This window comes from Bradyrhizobium sp. MOS001, from assembly GCF_004634465.1.
Taxonomy (GTDB): domain Bacteria; phylum Pseudomonadota; class Alphaproteobacteria; order Rhizobiales; family Xanthobacteraceae; genus Bradyrhizobium; species Bradyrhizobium barranii.
In genome coordinates this window covers 640,282-655,641 of the sequence record NZ_SPVJ01000001.1, presented here as the reverse complement: position 1 = coordinate 655,641, position 15,360 = coordinate 640,282, and the positions used below count along the sequence as shown (strand labels likewise).

At 64.6% G+C, this 15,360-nt stretch carries 14 protein-coding genes; 7 read left to right on the top strand and 7 right to left on the bottom strand.

Translation table 11 applies throughout. The annotated features are described in order from the left end of the window. Window positions 1-42: 42 nt before the first annotated feature. The 4 genes from rseP (at window position 43) to fabZ (ending at window position 5,563) form a co-directional block, all read left to right on the top strand. Entirely contained in the window at window positions 43-1,194 is a 1,152-nt protein-coding gene (gene rseP / locus CT676_RS03135; RefSeq protein ID WP_028151694.1) for an RIP metalloprotease RseP, read from the top strand. 174 nt (window positions 1,195-1,368) lie between these two features. Next, on the top strand, window positions 1,369-3,909 hold the full coding sequence (gene bamA, locus CT676_RS03130) for an outer membrane protein assembly factor BamA (RefSeq protein WP_135213814.1): 2,541 nt from the start codon (window positions 1,369-1,371) through the stop codon (window positions 3,907-3,909). Window positions 3,910-4,037: 128 nt separating this feature from the next. Further along, window positions 4,038-5,105: a UDP-3-O-(3-hydroxymyristoyl)glucosamine N-acyltransferase gene (gene lpxD / locus CT676_RS03125; protein WP_135213813.1), complete on the top strand. Its 1,068-nt coding sequence runs from the start codon at window positions 4,038-4,040 to the stop codon at window positions 5,103-5,105. Continuing rightward, complete coding sequence (gene fabZ, locus CT676_RS03120; RefSeq protein WP_028151691.1) at window positions 5,102-5,563, top strand: 3-hydroxyacyl-ACP dehydratase FabZ; 462 nt, start codon at window positions 5,102-5,104, stop codon at window positions 5,561-5,563. The genes lpxD and fabZ overlap by 4 nt, the downstream gene beginning before the upstream one ends. Window positions 5,564-5,587: 24 nt before the next feature. Here the strand turns inward: fabZ and CT676_RS03115 are convergent, their stop codons facing one another. Continuing rightward, complete coding sequence (locus CT676_RS03115) at window positions 5,588-5,911, bottom strand: KTSC domain-containing protein (RefSeq protein ID WP_135213812.1); 324 nt, start codon at window positions 5,909-5,911, stop codon at window positions 5,588-5,590. Between the two features lie 277 nt (window positions 5,912-6,188). Here CT676_RS03115 and lpxA point away from each other — a divergent pair, with 277 nt between their 5' ends. Genes lpxA through lpxB form a run of 3 tightly spaced genes read left to right on the top strand, consistent with a single transcriptional unit; the run spans window position 6,189 to window position 9,035 of the window. Beyond that, a complete protein-coding gene (lpxA, locus tag CT676_RS03110; RefSeq protein ID WP_135213811.1) occupies window positions 6,189-6,983 on the top strand; it encodes an acyl-ACP--UDP-N-acetylglucosamine O-acyltransferase in 795 nt (264 codons plus the stop codon). Between the two features lie 19 nt (window positions 6,984-7,002). Next, window positions 7,003-7,860, top strand: coding sequence for a UDP-2,3-diacylglucosamine diphosphatase LpxI (gene lpxI, locus CT676_RS03105; protein ID WP_049807903.1), 858 nt, complete (start codon window positions 7,003-7,005; stop codon window positions 7,858-7,860). Continuing rightward, window positions 7,857-9,035: a lipid-A-disaccharide synthase gene (gene lpxB / locus CT676_RS03100; protein ID WP_135213810.1), complete on the top strand. Its 1,179-nt coding sequence runs from the start codon at window positions 7,857-7,859 to the stop codon at window positions 9,033-9,035. Before lpxI ends, lpxB begins: the two co-directional genes overlap by 4 nt. 103 nt (window positions 9,036-9,138) lie before the next feature. Here the strand turns inward: lpxB and CT676_RS03095 are convergent, their stop codons facing one another. Genes CT676_RS03095 through CT676_RS03070 form a run of 6 tightly spaced genes read right to left on the bottom strand, consistent with a single transcriptional unit; the run spans window position 9,139 to window position 15,313 of the window. Next, a complete protein-coding gene (locus CT676_RS03095; RefSeq protein ID WP_135213809.1) occupies window positions 9,139-9,906 on the bottom strand; it encodes an SDR family oxidoreductase in 768 nt (255 codons plus the stop codon). Beyond that, entirely contained in the window at window positions 9,903-11,012 is a 1,110-nt protein-coding gene (gene ugpC / locus CT676_RS03090; RefSeq protein ID WP_135213808.1) for a sn-glycerol-3-phosphate ABC transporter ATP-binding protein UgpC, read from the bottom strand. Before ugpC ends, CT676_RS03095 begins: the two co-directional genes overlap by 4 nt. Window positions 11,013-11,022: 10 nt before the next feature. Next, complete coding sequence (locus CT676_RS03085) at window positions 11,023-11,880, bottom strand: carbohydrate ABC transporter permease (RefSeq protein ID WP_167767915.1); 858 nt, start codon at window positions 11,878-11,880, stop codon at window positions 11,023-11,025. Then, window positions 11,873-12,793 carry a sugar ABC transporter permease gene (locus CT676_RS03080; protein ID WP_167767914.1) on the bottom strand — a complete coding sequence of 307 codons (921 nt, stop codon included), beginning with the start codon at window positions 12,791-12,793 and terminating at the stop codon, window positions 11,873-11,875. The genes CT676_RS03085 and CT676_RS03080 overlap by 8 nt, the downstream gene beginning before the upstream one ends. Beyond that, on the bottom strand, window positions 12,790-14,076 hold the full coding sequence (locus CT676_RS03075; protein ID WP_135213806.1) for an ABC transporter substrate-binding protein: 1,287 nt from the start codon (window positions 14,074-14,076) through the stop codon (window positions 12,790-12,792). The genes CT676_RS03080 and CT676_RS03075 overlap by 4 nt, the downstream gene beginning before the upstream one ends. A gap of 58 nt (window positions 14,077-14,134) precedes the next feature. After that, window positions 14,135-15,313, bottom strand: coding sequence for an ROK family transcriptional regulator (locus CT676_RS03070; RefSeq protein WP_193560866.1), 1,179 nt, complete (start codon window positions 15,311-15,313; stop codon window positions 14,135-14,137). Window positions 15,314-15,360 lie beyond the last annotated feature (47 nt).

Genomic DNA, 15,360 nt, shown 5'->3' with positions numbered 1-15,360 from the left:
GGCACGGGGCCAGGGCCTTGCGGCGCTGGATGAGGGAATTCGATGATCGACTTTTTCGTCCATAGTTTCAATACGTTGAGCCATGGGCTCCTCGGCTACGCGGTTCCCTTCCTGTTCGTCCTGACGATCGTCGTGTTCTTCCATGAGCTCGGCCATTTCCTGGTCGCGCGCTGGGCAGGCGTTCGGGTGCTGACCTTCTCGCTCGGTTTCGGACCGGAGCTCGTCGGCTTCAACGACCGCCATGGCACCCGCTGGAAGATCTCGGCGATCCCGCTCGGCGGCTACGTCAAGTTTTTCGGCGACGAGAGCGAGGCTTCGACCCCGTCGGCCGAGACACTTGCGGCCATGACGGCCGAGGAGCGCGCCGGTAGCTTCCATCACAAGAAGGTCGGCCCGCGCGCCGCCATCGTCGCGGCCGGACCGATCGCCAATTTCATCCTGGGCGCGCTGATCTTCGCCGCCATGGCGCTCTATTACGGAAAGCCGAGCACGATCGCCCGCGTCGACGGCGTGGTCGCCGACGGCGCTGCGGCCACGGCCGGTTTCAAGATCGGCGACGTCGTCGTGCAGATCGACGGCAAGCCGATCGAGAGCTTTGCCGACATGCAGCGAATCGTTGCGATGAATGCCGGTTCGGCACTTGCCTTCCAGGTCAAGCGGGACGGCGCCATCGTCTCCCTGACCGCGACGCCGGCGCTGCTCGAGCGCAAGGATCCCTTTGGCAACAGCCACCGCCTCGGCGTGCTCGGCGTCGAGCACAAGTCCCAGGCCGGCGAGGCCTCGACCACGCCGGTCGGCGTCGGCGAAGCGCTCAAGATCGGTGTCGAGCAGGTCTGGTTCATCATCACCAGCACCTTCAAGTTCCTTGGCTCGCTGTTTGTCGGACAAGGCAATCCCAACGAGGTCAGCGGCGTGCTCGGCATCGCCAAGATGTCGGGGCAGGCGGCCAGCGCCGGGTTCCAGTTCGTGATCAATCTGTGCGCGGTGCTGTCGGTGTCGATCGGGCTGTTGAACCTGTTCCCGATCCCGCTGCTCGATGGCGGTCACCTGATGTTCTACGCGGCGGAGGTGGTCCGGGGCCGACCCCTGTCCGAGCGGACTCAGGAGATGGGGTTCCGAATCGGGCTCGGTTTGGTGCTGATGCTGATGGTGTTTGCCACCTATAACGACATCTTGCGGATGGCAGCTTCCTGATACGGGCTTTTTTGTGGCGTTGCTCATGAGCAACGTCTTGGAATGAAATTGAAATTACGGTGTCAGCGGCCGTTTGCGACATCGGGGAAATTGGCTACAAGCGGCTTCGAACTTGGGGAATCTCCCGGACCGGCGTTGGGGTTGGGTCTGGTACTGATAAGGGCGCGTTGCGCAATGAAGTTTGGACTGCGACTCCGGGGGGGCTTGCTCGCATCCCTGATCTTGTTCGGCGCGCCGGTGCTTGCCCCGGTTGGGGCTGGTTTTGTGTCTTCGTCTGCGCTTGCTCAGACCGTCCAGTCGATTTCCGTCGAAGGAAATCGCCGTGTCGAGGTGGAGACGATCCGCTCCTATTTCAAGCCGGGCCCGGGTGGCCGCCTGGATCAGGGCGCCATCGATGACGGCCTGAAGGCCCTGATCGAGACCGGCCTGTTCCAGGACGTGCGAATCAATCGCGGTTCCGGTGGCCAGATCATCGTCTCCGTGGTGGAAAACCCGGTGATCGGCCGCATCGCGTTCGAAGGTAATAAGAAGGTCAAGGACGAGCAGCTCACCGCTGAAGTCCAGTCCAAGGCGCGCGGCACCTTCTCCCGCGCCATGGTGCAGTCCGACACCCTGCGAATCGCCGAAATCTACCGCCGCTCGGGTCGCTATGACGTCCGCGTCACGCCCGAGATCATCGAGCAGCCGAACAACCGCGTCGACCTGATCTTCACGGTCGAGGAGGGCGCCAAGACCGGCGTCAAGTCGATCGAGTTCGTCGGCAATAACGCGTTCTCGTCCTACCGCCTGCGCGACGTCATCAAGACGCACGAATCGAACCTGCTGAGCTTCCTCGCCAGCAACGACCTCTACGATCCCGATCGCGTCGAGGCCGACCGTGACCTGATTCGCCGTTTCTATCTCAAGAACGGTTTCGCCGACGTCCAGGTGGTCGCCGCGCTCACCGAATACGATCCGGAGAAGAAGGGCTTCAACGTCACCTTCAAGATCGAGGAAGGCTCGCAGTACCGCGTCGGCACCGTCGACTTCCGCTCCTCCATTCCGAACTTCGATCCGACCACGATGCGCAACTATTCGCGCGTCAATGTGGGCGCGCTCTACAACGTCGAATCGGTCGAGAAATCGGTCGAGGAAATGCAGATCGAGGCGTCGCGGCGCGGCTATGCCTTCGCCGTGGTCCGTCCCGGCGGCGACCGTAATTTCGAGGCGCACACCGTCGCCGTCGTGTTCAACATCGACGAAGGCCCGCGCACCTATATCGAGCGCATCAACGTCCGCGGCAACACCCGCACGCGCGACTACGTGATCCGCCGCGAGTTCGACATCTCCGAGGGCGATGCCTACAACCGCGCGCTGGTCGACCGTGCCGAGCGCCGCCTGAAGAACCTCGACTACTTCAAGAGCGTGAAGATCACGACGGAGCCGGGCTCCTCCAGCGACCGCGTGGTCCTGATCGTCGATCTCGAAGAGAAATCGACCGGCGACTTCTCGGTCTCGGGCGGCTACTCCACCACGGACGGTGCGCTCGCGGAAGTCTCGATCTCCGAGCGTAACCTGCTTGGCCGCGGCCTGTTCGCCAAGGCGTCGGTGACCTACGGCCAGTATGCGCGCGGCTATTCGCTGTCGTTCGTCGAGCCGTATCTGCTCGACTACCGCGTCGCGCTCGGTCTCGACCTCTATCAGCGTCAGCAGCTCTCCAACAGCTACATCTCCTACGGTACGAAGACGCTGGGCTTCAGCCCGCGCCTCGGCTTCAGCCTGCGTGAAGATCTGTCGCTCCAGCTGCGCTACTCGATCTACCAGCAGGAAATCACGCTGCCGTCCTACCTGGCGAACTGTAACAACGTCCTCGGTTCGTCGGCCTTCAACCCGAGCCCGGCCTTTGCCGCATCGCAAACGCCGCCGATCGATCTGACCTCGACCGGCGGTCTCGGCTGCTACTCCGACGGCGAAGCCTCGCTGCCGGTCCGCAAGGAGCTTGCCGGCGGCAAGACCCTGACCTCGGCGCTCGGCTACACGCTGACCTACAACACGCTGGACAACAACAAGAACCCCACCGACGGTCTGCTCGTCGACTTCCGTCAGGATTTCGCCGGCGTGGGCGGCGACGTCACCTACCTGAAGTCCGTCGTCGACGCGAAGTACTACGCTCCGCTGGTGTCCGACATCGTCGGCCTCGTTCACCTTCAGGGCGGCATGCTGAACAAGATCGGCAACAACGATATCCGCATGCTGGATCAGTTCCAGATGGGCCCGAACTTGGTCCGCGGCTTTGCTCCGAACGGCATCGGTCCGCGCGATTTGAATCCCTTTGGCACGCAAGACGCGCTTGGCGGTACCAAGTATTGGGGCGCTTCGTTCGAATTGCAGATGCCGTTCTGGTTCCTGCCGAAGGAAGTGGGTCTGAAGGGCGCGGTCTACGCCGACGCCGGCGGCCTCTTCGACTATCAGGGCCCGACGACGTGGTCGCTGACCAACGAAATGACCACGACCAGGAACTCGAACTGTACGCCGTCGACCGTCAACCCGCCCTCGGCGGGAACCTGTACCGGCCTGGTGTATGACAACGGCAATGTCGTCCGTTCGTCGGTTGGTATTGGCCTGATCTGGCAGTCGCCGTTCGGTCCGCTGCGGTTCGACTACGCCGTGCCGCTCACCAAGGGCCAGTTCGATCGCGTGCAGCAGTTCAGGTTCGGCGGCGGCACCTCGTTCTAATTCGATCAGCAGGGCATGAGCCGGCCCCTTGTTGGGGCCGGTTTCCAAAAAGATCGTGCTCAATCCGTGAGATAAGGCATGATGCGGCCTGACCGCTTCATGCCGAAGCCGGACCGCGATGGGGTGGAATGGCGCAGCCGACCTTCTTCAAAAAGCCGCCGGCCTCGGCGCTGGCTGACATTGCAGCGCTGACCAAGGCGCAGCTCGTCGACCCTGCCAGGGGCGGTCACGTCATTACCGGTCTTGCTTCGCTCGGCGAAGCCGGCCCGATGCATCTGGCGTTCTTCGACAACCTCAAATATGCCGACGAGCTCAAGGCGACCAAGGCTGGGGCCTGCCTGGTGAGTCCGCGCTTCGAGGCCCAGGTGCCCGCGCATGTGGCCGTGCTGCGGGTGGCGCAGCCGTTCCGCGCCTTTGTCGGGCTCGCCCGGGAATGGCACGGCGATGCGCTGCGCCCGCAGTCCTGGGTCGGTAATGACGGCATCGCCCCGTCGGCCATCATCGATCCCTCGGCCCGGCTGGAGGACGACGTCATCGTCGATCCCCTGACCGTCATCGGCCCTGACGTCGAGATCGGCAGCGGCACCGTGATCGGGGCCGGCGTGGTCATCGGTCCCGGCGTCAAGATCGGCCGGGACTGCAATGTCGGCGCCCGCACGGCCATCCAGTGCGCGCTGATCGGCAACAACGTGCTGATCCATCCCGGCTGCTCGATCGGCCAGGACGGCTATGGCTTCATCTTCTTCGGCCCCGAGGGCCATCTCAAGGTGCCCCAGACCGGCCGCGTGCTGATCCAGAACAATGTGGAAGTCGGCGCCGGCACCACCATCGATCGCGGCTCCCTGCGCGACACCGTGATCGGGGAGGGCACCAAAATCGACAACCAGGTCCAGATCGGCCACAATGTGACCATCGGTCGGAACTGCCTGCTGGCGGCCCAGATCGGGCTCGCAGGCAGCCTGACGATTGGCGACAACGTGGCGCTGGGAGCAAAGGTTGGCATCAACAATCACCTCAAGATCGGCGATGGGGCCCAGGTCACCGCGATGAGCGGCGTCAAGGACGACATCCCGCCGAACGGGCGCTGGGGCGGCTTTTTCGCCAAGCCGACCAAGCAGTGGTTCAAGGAAATTATCGCGGTGGAGCGCCTGGTACGCGACAGCAGGGCCGATCCGAAGAACGAGGGACGGGAATGACGGAGGAATCACCGATCAAATTCGAGCTGGTGGATATCAACGCGATCCTCCGGACTCTGCCGCACCGTTTCCCGATGCTGCTGATCGACCGTGTGATCAATATCCGCGCCGATTACAGCGGCATCGGCATCAAGAACGTCACCTTCAACGAGCCGGCCTTCCAGGGGCATTTCCCGGAGCGCCCGGTCTATCCCGGCGTGATGATGATCGAAGCGATGGCGCAGACCGCGGGCGTGATCGGCATCACCTCGGTCGAGGGCACCGAGAAGCCGCGCGCGGTGTATTTCCTCACCATCGACAAGTGCAAGTTCCGCAAGCCGGTGCTGCCCGGCGACACCATCGAATATCACATGCGTTCGATCGGCCGCCGCAAGGCGATGTGGTGGTTTCACGGCGACGCCAAGGTCAACGGCCAGATCGTTGCCGAAGCCGACGTCGGCGCCATGCTGACGGACTGAGCGGCTCAAGCCAGCGGAAATGGATTATGCGCGGCAGCCGTAACGGCTGCCGGCCGTCTCGCGCCTGATATTCCGGTTGAAGAACTGGCCCATCGACGGCGCGCCGAGCAGGCTGTCGACCGTCTCGGCCGCGACCCCGCAATAGCGGTCATATTGGCCGTCGATCGCGACGATGAGGTCCCGCCGCGCGCGGTCGTAGCAGACCCGCTGAAGCACCGTGCTGCGGGTGATGTCGCGGCACTCGAACGTCCCGAGGTCGACGAAGCGGCGTTCGCCGGTCTCGACCGTCTCGGAGACGATCGGGGCGGCCGCGAGCTGTGCGAGCAGAAATGCCAGGGCCCTGACCACGATGACTTCAAGCTCCACATGAAGGCGTTGACGAGCTAGAGCATGATCCGGAAAAGCGTGCAGCGGTTTTCCGAAAGGATCATGCTCGAACAATAGCCTGAAGCGCGATGACGATTCATCCCAATCTCATCGTGCCTTAGGACGGCCGGCTCATCCGGCGCCTGAAACAGGCCGAGATGATACGTCACTGGACAGATCGGGCATAGTCGCGCTAACCACCAGAAAACCGAGCGACTTCAACACATAATCAGACCTTCTTGATGAGTCAGATTGCTTGATGAGTAAGATTGATCCCACCGCACGGGTCGCGGACGGCGCCGTGATCGGCGAGGGTACCGAGATCGGACCCTTCTGCATCATCGGTCCGAATGCCGTGATCGGCGCGAACTGCAAGCTGATCGGACAAGTCACGGTCATCGGCCACACCTCGATCGGCGACGGCTGCGTGATCTCGCCCTTCGCGGTGCTGGGCGGGGCGCCCCAGGATCTCAGCTACAAGGGCGAGCCGACCAGGCTGGAGGTCGGTTCCGGCTGCACCATCCGCGAAGGCGCGACGATGAATGTCGGCACCATCAAGGGCGGCGGGCTGACGCGCGTCGGCAACGGCGGCTACTTCATGAACAACAGCCATGTCGGCCATGACTGCATGGTTGGCAACAACGTGATCTTCGCGACCTCGGCGACGCTCGGCGGCCACTGCGAGATCGGCGATTTCGTCTATATCGGCGGCTTGTCGGCGGTGCATCAGCTCACGCGCATCGGCCCGCAGGTGATGGTCGGCGGCCTCTCGGGCGTGCGCGACGACATCATTCCGTTCGGCCTCGCCAACGGCCAGTATGCGGCGCTGGAAGGCCTCAATCTCATCGGGATGAAGCGGCGGCAGTTCACCAAGCAGCGGCGCGCGACCGTGCAATCGCTCTACCAAAAGCTCTTCCACGGCCCCGGCACGTTCGCCGAGCGGCTCGCGGCGGCCCAGCCGCTCGCCAGCGAAGACCCCGCGATTGCCGAGATCCTCGACTTCATCGGCAAGCGCAAGCATCGCCCGATCTGTCTTCCCGCCATCGAGAAGTGATTTCGGGATGGCCGCGGGCATGACATCGGCGGCTTCGGAGATTTCGTCGCCGGTCGGCGTCGTCGCCGGCGGCGGCGCCATGCCGTTCGCGGTCGCCGACTCGCTTGCCGCGCGCGGCATCACGCCGGTGCTGTTCCCGCTGCGTGGCGCCTGCGATCCGACGCGGGTGGAGCAATTCCGCCATCGCTGGATCTCGGTCGGCCAGCTCGGCCGCGCCATGCGGCTGTTCCGCGAGGAGGGCTGCCGCGATCTGATCTTCATCGGCACGTTGGTGCGGCCCGCGCTGTCCGAAATAAGATTCGACGTCACGACACTGCGCCTGCTCGGCAACGTCATCCGCGCCTTCCGGGGCGGCGACGATCATCTGTTGTCCGGCGTCGGGCGCATCCTCGAGCAGGGCGGCTTTCGCATGGTCGGCATCAAGGATGTCGCGCCGGATCTGCTGATGCCCGAGGGCTGCATCAGCCGCGCCTGGCCGAATGACAACAGCAAGGCCGACATCGAGCGCGGCCGCGCGGTGCTGACCGCGCTCGGCCCGTTCGACATCGGCCAGGCCGCGGTCGTGATCGACGGCCATGTGGTGGCGATCGAGGATATCGAGGGCACCGACGCGCTGCTCGCGCGCGTGGCACGCCTGCGCGAGGAAGGCCGCATCCGCGCTGCGACAGGACGCGGGGTGCTGGTGAAGGTACCGAAGAGCGGGCAGGATTTGCGCTTCGACCTGCCGACGATCGGCCCGCGTACCCTCGAGGGCGTCGCCCGCGCTGGACTGGCCGGCATCGCCGTCGTCGCCGGGAACACCATCGCCGCCGAGCCGCAGGCGATGATCTCGCTCGCCGACGCCAAATATCTCTTCGTCATCGGCCTGACAGCATGATGCAGAGCCGCGATCCCAAGCGGAAGATCTTCCTGATCGCGACGGAGGAATCCGGCGACCGGCTCGGCAGCGCCTTGATGAAAGTGTTGCGCCAGCGGCTCGGCGACGGCGTGCAGTTCGTGGGCGTCGGCGGCCGGACCATGGCGCGTGAGGGGCTCGAGACGCTGTTTCCGATCGAGGAGCTGTCGATCGTCGGCTTCGCCGGGGTCGTCCAGCAGTTGCCGAAGATTTTGCGGCTGATCCGCCAGACCGCGGATGCCGTGACTGCGGCCGCACCCGACGCGCTCGTCATCATCGACAGTCCCGATTTCACCCATCGCGTCGCCCGCCGCGTGCGCGCGAAGACGCCGGAGATCCCGATTGTCGACTACGTGGCGCCGCAGCTCTGGGCCTGGCGACCCGGGCGGGCGCGCACCATGCGCCGCTATGTCGATCACGTGCTCGGCCTGCTGCCGTTCGAGCCGGAGGAATACCGCAAGCTGGGCGGACCGCCCTGCAGCTATGTCGGCCATCCCCTGATCGAGCAATTGGGAGCGCTGCGGCCGAACGCGGAGGAGCAGAAGCGCCGCGATGCCGAACCGCCGGTTCTGCTGGTGCTGCCCGGCAGCCGCCGCAGCGAGATCAGGCACCATCTCGACGTGTTTGGCGCGACACTCGGACGGCTCCAGGCCGAAGGCCGTGCCTTCGAACTGGTGCTGCCCACCATGCCGCATCTCGAAGCCACCGTGCGCGAGGGGATCGCGAGCTGGCCGGTCAAGCCACGGATCGTGGTTGGCGAGAACGAGAAGCGCGCCGCATTCCGAACCGCGCGTACAGCATTGGCCAAATCCGGCACGGTCACGCTCGAGCTCGCGCTGTCCGGCATTCCGATGGTGACGGCCTATCGTGTCGGCGCGATCGAAGCCTTCATCCTGCGCCGCGCGATCCGCGTCTCCTCGGTGATCCTCGCCAATCTCGTGATCGGCGAGGATGTCATTCCGGAGTTCTTGCAAGAGGATTGCGTACCGGAGAAGCTGGCGCCGGCACTGTCGGAGCTGGTCACGGACACGCCGCTGCGCAAACGGCAGGTCGAAGCGTTTGCCCGGCTCGACACCATCATGTCTACCGGCAACAAGTCGCCGAGCGTGCTCGCCGCCGACATCGTGCTCGCGACGATGCGCAAGGGCAGGCGCTAACAACAGACGGCTTCGCAGGGTGGGCAAAGCGAAGCGTGCCCACCATTTCTTTCTTAGTTGCGGAGAGGCGGTGGGCACGCTGCGCTTTGCCCACCCTACAGTCCTAAGCGAGGCCGCCGTCGACCCGAAAACACTGGCTGGTGATACGCTGGCTCTCGTCCGCTGCGAGAAACAGTGCCATGCTGGCGATGTCCTCGGGCGTTACCGCATCAGGCACCGCCTGGCGGGTGCGCAGCTCGGAGATCTTCTGCTCGTCCGGAAACCAGAGCCGGCGCTGGCGCTCGGTGATCACCATGCCGGGCGCGATCGCGTTGACGCGAATGCGGTCGGGGCCGACTGACCTGGCCAGCGAGTTGGTGAAGCCGACGATCGCCGCCTTCGTCGCGGCATAGACCGGCAGCGCCGGCGCACCGCGGATCCACGCCACCGACGACATGTTGATGATCGAGCCGCCGCCGCGCGCCTGCATCTGCGGCACCACCGCCTGGGCCGCAAAGAAGACGTGCTTGAGATTGACGCCGATCGTCCAGTCGAATTCGGCCGGCGTCACCTCGGCCAGCACCTGACGCTGGTCGTTGGCGGCATTGTTGACGAGGACTGCTGCATCGCCGAGCGATCCGTGCACCCGCGCCATGGCCGCGCGCAAGGCGTCGATGTCGAGGAGGTCGCAGGGCACAAACAGGGGCGTTGAGCCGGATGTGGCCGCGACGTCCCGCACCAGCGCTTCGCCGGCACTCGCATCGATGTCGAGGAAGGCGACGCGGGCGCCCTGGGTCGCGAAGGCGCGCACGAAGGCGGCACCGATGCCGCTGGCGCCACCGGTGATCAACACCACGCGGCCGGCAAGGCTGGGAAAGATGGTCCGGGTCATGCGATCAGCCGCTCCGTCTCGGGGTCAAACAGGCAAATGCGCCGCGTGTCGAGCGCGAAGGTGGCGGTCGCGCCGGGCGCGGGACGGATATCCGGCGTGATGCGCGCCAGCGCAGTCTCGCCGCCGAGACGCAGCAGCACGATTGTCTCGGCGCCGGTCGGCTCGATCATCTCGACCGGCGCGTCGACGAGGACGGGCGCCTCGCCGGAAAAGACGCGGCTGGCCTCGGCGATGCATTCCGGCCTGATCCCGACGACCACCTCGCGGCCGAGATAAGATGCTGCCGCGTCGTGTCCATGCAGGCGCAGACGAACCTCGTCCGGTCGCCCCGCGCCGATCACGGCCACAGGTCCGCCGCTATCGGCCTCGAGCCGCCCCGGCATGGTGTTCATCGGCGGCGAACCCATGAAGCGGGCGACGAACAGATTGGCCGGATAACGGTAGACGGTGTCCGGATCGGCAAACTGCTGCACCACGCCCCGATGCATCACGGCGATGCGCGTTGCCATCGTCATCGCCTCGATCTGATCGTGGGTGACATAGATGATGGTGGCGCCGATGCGCTGGTGCAGCCGCTTGATCTCCATCCGCATCTCGACGCGCAGCTTCGCATCGAGATTGGAGAGCGGTTCGTCGAACAGGAAGAGCAGGGGATCGCGCACCAGCGCCCGTCCCATCGCCACGCGCTGGCGCTGGCCGCCGGACAGCTGCGACGGCTTGCGGCCGAGCAGGGGCTCGATCTGAAGGAGGCGAGCCACATTCGCCAGCGCCTTCTCCTGCTCGGCCTTCGGAACGTGGCGGCATTCCATGCCGAAGGTGATGTTCTGGCGCACCGTCATCGACGGATAGAGCGCGTAGGACTGGAACACCATGGCGATGTCGCGATCCTTGGGCGGGACGTCGTTGACGACGCGTCCGCCGATCTCGATCGTTCCGTCGCTCGGACGATCGAGCCCGGCGACGATGTTGAGCAGGGTGGACTTGCCACAGCCGGATGGCCCGACCAGCACGGTGAACTCGCCGCTCTCGATGTCGAGGTTGATGCCCTTCAGAACCTCCAGATTGGCGTAGCGCTTGGACAGGGTGCGAATACTCAGTGCTGCCATGACGACCCCATCATTTCACTGCGCCGGCGGTCAGGCCGCGCACGAAGTACCGTCCGCCGAGGAGATAGATCAGCAAAGTGGGCAGCGCTGCGATGATCACCGCCGCGCTCTGCACGCCATGCTGCGGAATGTCCGCAATTGCGGCAGAGAGCGCGATGAGCGCGGCCGTGACGGGCTGCTGCTGGCCGGTGGTGAATGTCACACCATAGAGGAACTCGTTCCAGATATGCGTGAACTGCCAGATCACGGTGACGATCAGAATAGGAGCTGAGAGCGGCAGGATGATGCGCCAGAAAATACGAAAGAACCCGGCGCCATCGATGCGTGCGGCCCTGATCAATTCATGGGGGATGGCGACATAGTAGTTTCGGCAGAACAGCGTGGTGAAGGAGAGCCCCTGGATCGTGTGAATCAGCACGAGGCCCGTCAGCGTGTTGATGAGACCGGTGTCCCGCAGCACGATAGTCCAGGGAAGCAGGCGCATCTGCTGGGGAAGGAAGAGGCCGAGGGTCACGATGCCGTAGATCCAGTTATCGCCACGAAAGCGCCAGAGCGACACGGCGTAACCGGCGACAGCACCGAGCAGGGTCGAGAAAATCGTCGCCGGGATGGTGACGAGCGCGGAGTTCAGCATGTACGGCCGGATGCCGGCGCAGGTCTCGGCGACGCAGAAACCGCTCCAGGCCTTGGCGTAGTTGCTCCAGGCCAGATGTTGGGGCCAGCCGATCATCGAACCCTGCGCGATCTCCTCGTTGGTGCGGAGAGAGTTCAGGACAACAACAACGAGTGGCGCGAGATAGGCTGCAGCGAACAATGTCACGACGAGATAGATCAGAATTCGGCTCGGTGCGAAGCTGCGGTCACGCATGGGTGGCCTGCCTTCGCTGGACATAACGCCACGCCGCATAGGGCAGCAGCACCGCGAGCAGGATGAGCAGCATGAGCACCGCCGCCGCGGCGCCCCGGCCGAGCTGGCTGCGCTGGAACATGAGGTCGTAGACGACAAGGGCCGGCAGCTGGGTCGCGATTCCCGGCCCGCCATTGGTGAGCGCACGGACGAGGTCGAAGGCTGAAATCGCGAACTGCAACTGGACGACGACGACGGTGATGGTGATCGGAAAGAGCGTCGGCAGAATGACCCGCCAATAGGTTCGGACCGGTCCGGCGCCGTCGATCTGGGCGGCCTTGATGATGTCGGAATCGACGGAGCGAAGGCCGGCGAGGAAGAGCGCCATGGCGAAGCCCGAGGATTGCCAGATCGCGGCAATCACGATCGTCCAGATCGCCATGTCGCGGTCGATCAGCCAGTCGAACCGGAAGGAGGTCCAGCCGAGGTCATGGACGAGCTTCTGGATCCCGATGCCGGGATTGAGTAGCCAGCTCCAGACCGTGCCGGTGACGACGAACGACACCGCAAGCGGATACAGGAAGATGGATCGCAGCACATTCTCGCCGCGAATGCGCTGATCGAGCAGGATCGCAAGCATAAGGCCGGTGATCAAGCTCAGCAGCACGAAAGCACTGCCAAACAGCAGCAGATTGTCGAAGGCAATCTGCCAGTTCCGCGATGCCAGGACCGCGTTGTAGTTGCGCAGACCCACCCAGCCCGTAACCGGAACAAGCGTGGAGGGCGTGAACGAAATCCAGATCGTCCACAGCGAAAACGAAATGAGATGCGCAGCCGACAACAGCAGTGGCACCCAGATCATCAGATATTCGGGCAGCCGGCGCACGACGTCAGACGTCGCCGGCCGCGTTGCTGTGGAGACGGTGTCGGTCAACGCGAACCCTCGACGGCCTCGGCGAGGCGGGTGACCGCCTGCTCCGGCGTGATCGTCTTGTTCTTCACATACTCGGTGAGCACGTCGATCATCGCGGCCGTGAGGCCGTTTTCCTGCGCCATGTTGTGCGCAAGACTCAGGACGGCCTGGTTGTTGGCGACAGCGTCCTTGAGCGCGGCTGCGGTTCGCCGTTGACCGTCCGACCAGCCATCACCGGAGAGGTCGACATCGGTGCGCACCGGGATCGATCCCGTGATCTGCGAGTACATGGTCTGGATCGCCGGATCCATGACGAGCTGGGCCATCAACGTCTGACCGGCCTGGAGGTCCGGCTCCTTGCGCTGCCAGAAGATGAAGGCGTCGGCATTCAACAGGAAGACCGGCTTGCCATTGTCGCTCGGGCCCGGCGTGATCATGAAGTCGTCGAACTTGAAACCGGCGTTACGCAACACGCCCTGCGCCCAGCCGCCCATGATCATCATGCCCATGTCACCGTCGACGAAGCGCTTCAAATTGGTGGCGTAGGGTTGGGCGCCGACGTTGGGGTCCATCCAGTTGGCGATCTTGCGGACCTGGACGAAGGCAGCTTTGATCTCGGGGCCCTCCAGGGCCTTCTTGTCGAGATTCATGATGGCCGCACGGTATGCCGTGGGACTGATGCCGGCCAAAGAGGCCTCGAATTTCTGCCCGTCATCGGGGCGAGTGCCGCCGTTGGCGATGGGGTAGGTGATTCCGCCCGCCTTCATCTTGTCGGCGAGATCGTTGAAGTCGGCCCAGGTGACCGGGACTTTGTCGGCCTTGGCCTTGTCCATCGCGCGCTTGGAGAGAAACAGCATGTTGGTGCTGTAGATCTGCAACGGCAGCGCAATCCACTTGCCGCCCGGCTTGTGCAATTTTGCGAGGTCCGGAGCGACGACCTTTTCGTAGCCGGCGGCCGCGACGAGGGCGTCGAGATCGACAGTCGGGGCGATCTTCGACCAGGCCGCAATCTCGGGGCCCTTCAGCTGCGAACAGGCCGGCGGATCGCCGGCGATGATCTGAGCGCGCAGCTTGTTCATCATCTCGGTGGTGAAGCCGGGGACGGGCGAGTGCTGCCAGACGCCGCCTTTCTCCTCGAATTTCTTGCCGAGTGCGGTGATCGCCGCCCCGTCGCTGCCTGCGGACCATTGCGAGATCGCGGTCAGGCGCGGCTTGGCCGCGCCTTGCGCGCGGGCGAATGCCGGTAATGCGAGTGCGGCCGCAGATCCAGCGAGCAGACGGCGCCTTGTTGTCGTGATCGGCATGGCAGTTCCTCCCGGTGTGAACTTTCTTGGCGCGTTGAGCCACGCGGCTCAGGGCATGTCAGGCGGCCTCCGTGGAAGCCGCGGGCATCCCGCCGCGGCTGGCGAGACAAAAGGCGGCGAAGGCGAGAGCTGCTTGCGGATCGTTGCCGTTCGAGGGCGGCACGAAGGCGAGCGACACCTGCGCCAGTTTCCGCCCGCCGAGAAGGCAGGCGTCGATCCCATCGACCACCGCTTTGCGATCTTCCTCAGAGAGAGCCGACGGCCAACCGCTGACGACGACGCCGCGGCATGGCTTGACGTTGAGCGTGTTGCCGATGGCGAGGCCAAGCCTGAACAGCCGCTGTCGCAATTCCTGCCGCACACGCGAGGTGAGCGGGATCGCGGCCACCCATTCACTGCCGAGCTGGAGCAATTCCGCTTCGGTGGTGCGCAGAAGCTTGGCCAGCGCCGGCAGCGACGTATAGGCTTCGACGCATCCGTGGTGGCCGCAGCGGCAACGCGGTCCATCGTTGCCGAACACCATGTGGCCAAGCTCGACCGGCTGGAGCGCATCCTCCTCGATCGGATCGTCCATCCACGTCCCCGCGACGCCCTGGCCGACGAAGACGAACAGGTGCGCATCGCTGAACGGGTAGTTGTCCGTGCGGCAGCGATGAAAAATGGCGTGCGCGACCACCGAATTGGTGAAGACGACCGGGACGTCCGCAAACAGCTCGCCGAACATGCCGCCGATGCGTTCGACATCGCAGGGAATGATCGGATTGCCGAACTCGCTCAAGCGGCCGAGGCCGGGAATGGTGATGCCGATCTGCGCAAGCGTGATGCGGCGGCGGCGCGTCCAGTCGCGCAATAACGTAGTCGCCTCGCGAAACACGCGGCCGACGCTCTCGACCGTCAGCTTGGCCGGCAGCGGGAGGCGCTCGGTGTAATGCAGCTCGCCCGACAGGCCGCCAACGCCCACGCTGAGCCACTGGCCAGTCAGCTCGAGGGCCGCGAGCGCCACGGAGCCATCGAGCGAGACGAGGCCCGTCGGACCGCCGACATAAGGGGCAGGGCGCCGCACTTCCTCGATCAGGCCTTCGGCTTTCAGGTCAAACAGGATGCGCGACAGGCTCGCCTCGGACAGGCGCACGGCCTTGGCCAGCGGCGGCCGGAACGAGCCGCCGGACTGGAGCAAGTGAGTCAAAATGGCAGCGCGCGTCTGCCGCCGACTTCTCGGCTGCTCCGGCATTTCCATCCCTGTCGTCATTCTTACTTAGTGTAAGAATTTGCGCGCGGAGCGTT